The sequence below is a fragment of the Hungatella effluvii genome (assembly GCF_003201875.1).
GTDB classification, from domain to species: Bacteria; Bacillota; Clostridia; order Lachnospirales; family Lachnospiraceae; genus Hungatella; species Hungatella effluvii.
Genome location: NZ_QJKD01000003.1, coordinates 599899 through 607747 on the forward strand (window position 1 = coordinate 599899; position 7849 = coordinate 607747).

5 protein-coding genes are annotated in these 7849 nt (G+C 45.2%); 2 read left to right on the plus strand and 3 right to left on the minus strand.

Going from position 1 to position 7849, the window contains the following annotated elements:
- Nucleotides 1-525 precede the first annotated feature (525 nt).
- Nucleotides 526-1935, plus strand: coding sequence for a spore germination protein (locus DFR60_RS08575; RefSeq protein WP_029466790.1), 1410 nt, complete (start codon nt 526-528; stop codon nt 1933-1935).
- Nucleotides 1936-2287: 352 nt separating this feature from the next.
- On the opposite strand, the gene DFR60_RS08580 is transcribed toward DFR60_RS08575, so the two are convergent.
- Nucleotides 2288-2614, minus strand: a complete 327-nt coding sequence (locus DFR60_RS08580) for a cupin domain-containing protein (protein WP_110322517.1) — start codon at nt 2612-2614, stop codon at nt 2288-2290.
- Between the two features lie 246 nt (nt 2615-2860).
- Here DFR60_RS08580 and DFR60_RS08585 point away from each other — a divergent pair, with 246 nt between their 5' ends.
- The gene (locus DFR60_RS08585) at nt 2861-3271 is read left to right on the plus strand and encodes a DUF3842 family protein (RefSeq protein WP_110322518.1); all 411 of its coding nucleotides are present in this window, start codon (nt 2861-2863) and stop codon (nt 3269-3271) included.
- 102 nt (nt 3272-3373) lie between these two features.
- Here the strand turns inward: DFR60_RS08585 and DFR60_RS30310 are convergent, their stop codons facing one another.
- Both DFR60_RS30310 and DFR60_RS08595 read right to left on the minus strand, forming a co-directional pair.
- Entirely contained in the window at nt 3374-4795 is a 1422-nt protein-coding gene (locus DFR60_RS30310; RefSeq protein WP_167437551.1) for a doubled motif LPXTG anchor domain-containing protein, read from the minus strand.
- A 621-nt stretch (nt 4796-5416) separates the two neighbouring features.
- Nucleotides 5417-7849, minus strand: a 2433-nt coding sequence (locus tag DFR60_RS08595) for a doubled motif LPXTG anchor domain-containing protein (RefSeq protein WP_146218586.1), incomplete at its 5' end; no start/stop codon positions are given.

Genomic DNA, 7849 nt, shown 5'->3' on the forward strand with positions numbered 1-7849 from the left:
CTTTCCAGGGACCAGGAAAGAGTCCGGCAAGCCGAGCTCGCGCGCCGGAGCGCGGTCGCTTCAGCAGCCATATTTTCTTGGCGCACAGTGCGCCTCCTGCCCAGAGGGCTTTTTATGTAATAGGAGTACTTTTCCACTACAAAAAAAGGACTGCTTATCCCCCACAGAAAGCAGTCCTTCGTCACGATCTAAAACCGTCACATTATTAAGTTCTTATAATTTTGGCATCCCCATGCCTGAAATCATACACGCAAGGCACCCCTTTGTGCTTCTCACATGGACAATCATAACATCAATAATGGAAAAAGTCAATCATTTTAGTGTATTTCACCAAAAAAGGGCCGGGCTGGAAGAATCATTATCGCAATTTTTTCTACAATGTATGCAAAAACGTCTTTGTCATGCGTACATGTTTTCATGAAACATATTTTCATCAAAAATGCGCATACTTTCTATATCGCTAATTCCCTTTCATTGCCGCATAATCCGCGGACTACCAAAACAGTAAAAAAAGGAGACCATAATATGGACTTTTCCAGTAAGCTTTCTGATAACATGTCTTATCTGAAAGAAAAATTAAATGTGGACACGAATTTCGACGTAGTCTACCGAGTCATCCATGTGGGTGGGCGGGAGGCCTGTCTCTATTTTATAGATGGCTTCACCAAAGATGAGGTATGGCTCAAAATACTCCAGGCATTTTCGACGCTGAAGGAAGACTCCATGCCGGAAGACGCTCACGCATTTTCCAAGAAATACCTTCCCTACGGAGAGGTTGGACTGGTAAAGAGTGATTCCGAAATGATCGGCCAGCTCCTCATGGGCGTGTCGTGCCTGTTCATCGACGGGTATGACAGCTGCTTCACCATTGACTGCCGCACCTATCCGGCCCGCGGCGTGTCTGAGCCTGAAAAAGACAAGGTACTTCGCGGTTCCCGTGACGGGTTTGTGGAAACCCTTATTTTCAACACAGCCCTGATCCGCCGCCGAATCCGTGATCCAAAGCTCACCATGGAGATCACCAGCGCCGGGGAAAGTTCCCACACAGACATCGCCCTATGTTACATGCAGGGCCGGATCGATGAAAATCTCCTGGCCATGATCAAAGACCGGATCAACAAGCTGGAGGTCGACGCTTTGACTATGAACCAGGAAAGCCTTGCGGAGTGCCTTTATCCACATAAATGGTACAATCCATTTCCGAAGTTTAAATTTTCCGAGCGTCCCGACACTGCGGCCGCCTCGATCCTGGAGGGAAACATCATCATTCTGGTAGATAACTCTCCTGCCGCCATGATCCTGCCATCGTCTGTCTTCGATATTATTGAAGAAGCCGACGATTACTATTTCCCGCCGGTAACGGGATCATACCTGCGTCTTTCGCGTATGGCAATCTCTGTACTGACGCTTTATTTAACGCCGCTGTGGCTTCTGCTGATGCAGAATCCCAATGTCATCCCTTCCTGGCTGGAGTTCATTCAATTGTCAGAACCGCCTCACGTACCGCTCATCTTCCAGCTTCTCATACTGGAATTTGCCATCGATGGTCTGAGGCTGGCCGCTGTCAATACGCCCAGCATGCTGACCACACCGCTCAGTGTTATCGCCGGTATCGTCCTGGGTGAATACTCCGTAAAATCCGGCTGGTTTAACAGTGAAACCATGCTCTATATGGCCTTCGTGACCATTGCCAACTACTCCCAGGCCAGCTTCGAGCTGGGATATGCATTTAAATTCATGCGAATGATCCTGCTGGTGCTCACCGCCCTCTTTAATTACTGGGGATTTGCCATCGGAGTCATACTATCCGTCTGCGCTGTCGTATTTAACAAGACGATCGCAGGCAAGAGCTATATCTATCCAGTGATACCGTTTAACTGGAGTAAATTAAAGAAACGCTTCTTGCGCGGCAGACTGCCTCATAAGGAAAAATAAGGTAGAAGTCCGGGAAATGAAACTGTTTCCCGGACTTCTACCTTGTTATGGTTCTTTATTCGTAACAGTTCAGCCTTCGATTCCGGCTGCCGCTGTCCGGCCCCGCGTTTTCGTTTCCCGGACCTTTTCTGTGACTTTGCAGGGCATTAGCAGTTCTTAATGCGCAGAATTTTTCGTTCAGGGGAAATCCCCACCTGTCTGAGCCCAGCGAGTTTGGGGATTTTCACTGGTTTTTAGAAAAATCCTGCACATTTAGAAATGCTTATGCCCGAAACCGGAACTGGAAAGGTCCGGGAAACGAAAGCGCGGGGCCGGACAGCGGCAGCCGGAATCGAAGGCTGAACTGTTACCTTTATTCCACGAAATCTTTTCTCATTGGTGTAAAGATATCCAGCAGCATGGTCTCTTCCAACGCTACCACGCCGTGCACCACATCCGGTTCGACGTAATAGCTGTCTCCTGTTACCAGAACTTTGTCTTCTTTGCCTTCCTCCTGAAACAACAGGGAACCGGATATGATATAACCGATCTGCTCATGGGGATGGCTGTGTTTTGCACCGATCGCTCCCTTTTCAAACTTCAGCTCCACATTCATTAAATTCTCGCTGTAAGCCAGTACCTTCCGTACAACACCGCCGCCTAAGTCTGTAAGCGGAACATTTTTGTTTTCTACATACATGATGTATTCCTCCTGTTTTTTGTAATTGTTGGTCTATGTACATTATTATTGGTTATCAGATTACCGGATCTGCGATTCCGGGTAATTTTTATCGGATTTATAATTCCATATTATACTACAAAGTAAGCCCTTCCGTAAACAGGGAAAAGGGAGCCACTTCAAAATTCATACCCTTTTCTTGTAAACCGGGCAGGAATGTTTTATAATAAAAAAGAAAATCGTATATCATTGAAAAGGAACCTACAAATGAAAATTATCGTAATCGACGGGCAGGGCGGCAAGATGGGACACGCCGTTATTGTCCAGTTAAAAAAGTACCATCCGGAACTTGAAATAACCGCAATCGGAACCAACTCCATTGCCACCTCCTCCATGCTGAAAGCCGGTGCGGACGCCGGTGCAACCGGTGAAAATCCCGTGGTCGTGGCCAGCCGCAGCGCAGACATTATTATCGGGCCCATCGGCATCGTAATCCCGAACTCCCTGCTCGGCGAGATCACTCCGGTCATGGCGGAAGCCATCGGCTCCAGCCAGGCTAAGAAAATCCTGATTCCGGTGAACAAATGCAATCACTACGTGGTTGGCTGTGAGGAGCTGCCGCTGAGCGTGTACATCGGACAGGTAGTAGCGCAGGTGGAGCTTTTAACGGGAAAATAAGAAGCTCGGCAATCAATTCCTACAAACGGCGGCGGCCTGGCAGATTATAACATCTGCCAGGCCGCCGCCATTTGCATAACAACACATTTCGTATCGAAATCTTTACTTCTCTTCTTCCCTCTTCTTACTGCTCAGCGCTGTAAATGCCGCCAGCAGGAATCCGGACAGCAGTGCTGCTAATCCTGCGTGTGCACCTGCACGATCACCGGTCTTCGGAAGACCTGCAAGCGGTACATTGCCGTCATCAATCAGCACTAAGTTATCAGCCGGACTGCTTTCAGGTAAGTTTGCCAACGGTACGTCGCCCGGTTCAATCGTTACTGTTCCAGGATCACTTCCAGGCCCCTCCGGCACGTACGGCTTATCAGGATTCGGAGTATTGCCGCCTCCGCCTCCACCGCCTCCGCTGCTGCCTGAGGTTACTCTAAGAGTGCCTGCTAAATAAGTGATATTATAGTTGGAGGTTACTTCTGCATGATCTGCCATGATAACTGCATCACTGGCTATATTCTCGCTGCTTCCAACTGAGGTCTGTGAACCTGTCACTTTAACTGCCGTCAGTGTCTGGCCGTCTGCAAGAGTTCCGTCTGTGATCGATGCGGTCGGTGCGGTTAATTCTGTTCCGTTGTATTTTCTTTCCGCACTGGCTGCTGTAATGGATAATGCACGCTTTTGAATGATTACAATACCTGTTACAACGGCTGTGTCGTGATAATTCGGATTAACAGCCTTCACATAGACGGTGTGACTGCCCGCTTCTGTAAAGACAGGCACTGTCTCACTAAAGTTCTGATTATCCACGGAGTAAAGAATCGTGGAGCCTTCCTTCAGTGCGGTTACTTCTCTCAGTCCATGTGTTTTTCCATCATACGTTACAGTTTCTCCGGTTACATTAACGGTATTCGTATTTAATGCAATGATATCCAGCTTACCGTTCTTCACCTCTACCTTATAGTTGGAATTATCGCTGTAGCTTGCAGTCAGTGTAATGTCAGCGCCAACCGCCTCTTTGTTCTTATCCGCGTCAAGTCTGTGGTAAACTACAGTCCCTAAATCTCCGTCGGATATCAATCCCTGAATCTGGCCCGTAAATAATGGGTCAATGTCACTATAAGATTTGGATTTGTTATCTACAACAATGGTTGCCGGCCTTGCTGTTATGCGAATCGTTACATCTTCAGCCGTTAAGTCCTCATAACCGGTTTTAGTCGCCTTCACAGATACCGTTACGGTTCCATCCGCTACATTGGTGACGCTTGGTGCTTCGGTAGTCCATTCACCGTTTCCAGCCTTATAATAAATCGTATACCCAGGTGCATGCTCAAGCTTAGCGGCTGCCTCGTGGGCAGCTCCGTCATAGACCCAGCTTCCTCCGACGATCTTAAGCTCTACCTCCGGGCCCTTCGCTTCCTTAATCTTAAAGTCGCCGAGTTTTACGGTTACTTCATAGTTTGTATTGTTTGTGTAAACTGCATCCAGCACCTTCTCATACGTTTCCACGCGTGCTGCGTCATTGGTTCTCACATAGGTTTATGGTTCCTAGACCGCCGTCTGTCTGTTTAGTAAATTCACACCTTACAATGTGAACTCCTTTCCATAATCGTGCGTGCGGCTTTCCCGCACACGGCTCTTCATAATAACTTTCGCAGTTCCTTACTACTCGTAGAGATTAAAGCAAAAAACTACTGCCTACCATAAGAACTACCATCCGAAATTTAGGCGCTTACCTATCTACCATTTACATTTAAACGCTTACTTTGCTAAGAATCATGACCACCCGTCAAACGGGTGATTTGCTCTGCGGCTAAAAGCCTTTGCTACTAGCCACGTCTCAGGGTGCTTTATATTGTTATCTAATTTATTGGCTATTCAACATTATGATTGCAGTTATTACTTTTATGGCAATCAGGTATATTTACCTCTAGCTAAATAATTGATAAAAAACAGGATTGATACACATTTTCACATTATTTATATGCTGTTCTTTGCCACACCAACTGTTGATCTATCACCGCGTACCCGCATAGTGAGTGGTTTATATTTCGCGCCTTGGGCACTCATCTGGCTAAAGCCACAATAAAAAGGAGATGGTCTGGCAACTTAACGCTACCAGACCATCTCTTTTTATCGATTGCCCTTCTGTTGTTACTTATTTTCTTCTTCCCTTCTCTTATTATTCAGCGCTGCAAATGCTGCTAACAAGAACCCGGTAAGTAAAGCTACTAAACCTGTATTTGTTCCAAAACGGTCGCCAGTCTTAGGCAAACCTGCAAGCGGTACATTACCATCATCAATCAGCATCAAATTATCTGCATGACCACTTTCCGGCACATTTGCTAATGGTACATCACCTGGTTCGATAGTCACTGTATCACCAGGTCCATTCGGAACATATGGCTTGTTATCGCTCGGTGTATTTCCACCACCACCGGTGTCTCCGCCACTACTTCCCGTATATCGCCACTGTGCTACATAAATTGCATTTCCTGTTACTTTTTCAGCGATAACTGGCAACCAGCCATTGAATACATAATTGCCTCTTATATTCATCTCTCCGGTAAATACTGGTGTCTTATCACCATAAGAATTCTCGCCAATTACCTGTTCTTCAAAGAAATCATGATTACCTGACTGATACGTTACTGTAAACTGTTGTTTAAAGTACAGTCTTAAGACCAGACTATTATCACCTTTAACAACTCCGCTCACAACGTTAGCGGCCTCAGTGTCATACTTATATCCAGCTTTTATTTTGTCATTATCGGTCGCAGACACGGTTGTATCAGTCTTACCGGTTCTGACTTCGTAGTTATTTGTAGTTGCTGGATACTGTCCCTGAACTTCATAATAATACTCAATTCTGTATGAAGTATCTTCTTTCGCATTGAAGTGTGCAGTAAACACTGTATCTGTAATAAACCCTGCCTCTCTAATACCTGCTTCATCAGCAAATGTACTTACTGGCTTTCCTGCCATCATCCCCACTTCATCCGATGTCCAGTTTTGGAAGCTATAACCGTTATTTGCATTTGCTTTTATTAATGCGCCTGGATAAGCTGGATTTATTGAACTAAAACTTCCATCAGCATCCAGATCTCTGGTAATTACTTCCTCTTTTTGGCCATCCACATTACCATTTTCACCCGCAACATACGTAAAAGTTATCTGATATTTATCTGGAATATTATCCGGCTTATTTGGATCTGTACCAGTCCCCTTCTCGTCAAGTGCATAGTAAATATTAACAATATTCTCAGTCGGGTTAACTGTTACTTTTTTGTCCTTGCCTTCGATTCTGTCCAAAACATAATGTTTGCCATCAATATGAGTGACTTCCGTCTCTACCTTAACACCATCAAGTATACCAGTATCAAATACTGCATTATTGTTTTTTTGGGTATCTGTCTTTCTGTCATCATAATAATAATTTATTTCTGAGTACAAATCAGTTCTGGCTCTGTAGTACACTTTTATAATATCTCCATCATGTACTATTTTTGCCGGTAATAGTGGCTCTACTTTATCCCTGACATATCCCGTCGAAACAAGTGCACTATCTTTTACATATAAGACGTAAGGATCGGCTACTAATACTTCCTGATTCTCAATCTTATCAAAGGCCGTAGCACTTCCATTTATATAGTACTCTACGTTGTATTTCAATTTCTGCGTCTCATCTACACTGTAATATACTTTAATGATGTTGTTAGACTCGCTGATCATTGTCGGAAGTTTCGGCAATACACTGTTTCTTGTATAGCCAGCAGGCACTTTACTGCTATCCGCCACTGTATTGACTACAGGATTGGCCACCAGTACTTCCTGATTTTCCAGCTTATCAAATGCTGTGTCATTTTCAGTTACATAGTACTCGACACTATATTTCAGCTTCTGCGTCTCGTCTACTTTGTAGTATACCCTGATGACGTTGTTGGAACTGCTGATGGCTGTTGGAAGCTTCGGAGATACATAATCTCTTGTATAACCAGCTGGTACTTTACTACTGTCCGCTACTGCTTTGACTACCGGATCCGCTATCAGCACTTCCTGATTCTCAATTTTATCAAATGCTGTATTATTTCCGGTTACATAGTACTCGACGCTGTATTTCAGCTTCTGTGTTTCATCTACTCTGTAGTATACCTTAATGACGTTAGCTGTCTCGCTGATCGTTGCCGGCAGCTCCGGTAATACGCTGTCTCTTGTATAGCCGGCCGGCAACTTGCTGCTGTCCGCTACTGCTTTGACTACCGGATCCGCTACCAGTACTTCCTGGTTCTCAAGCTTATCGAATGCTGTATCATTTCCTTTTACATAGTACTCAACACTGTATCTCAGCTTCTGTGTCTCGTCTACTTTGTAGTATACCCTGATAACGTTGTTGGAACTGCTGATCGCTGTTGGAAGCTTCGGAGATACATAATCTCTTGTATAACCAGCCGGTACTTTACTGCTGTCCGCTACTACTTTGACTACCGGATCCGCTACTAACACTTCCTGGTTCTCAAGCTTGTCAAATGCTGTATTATTTCCAGTTACATAGTACTCAACGCTGTATTTCAGCTTCTGTGTTTCATC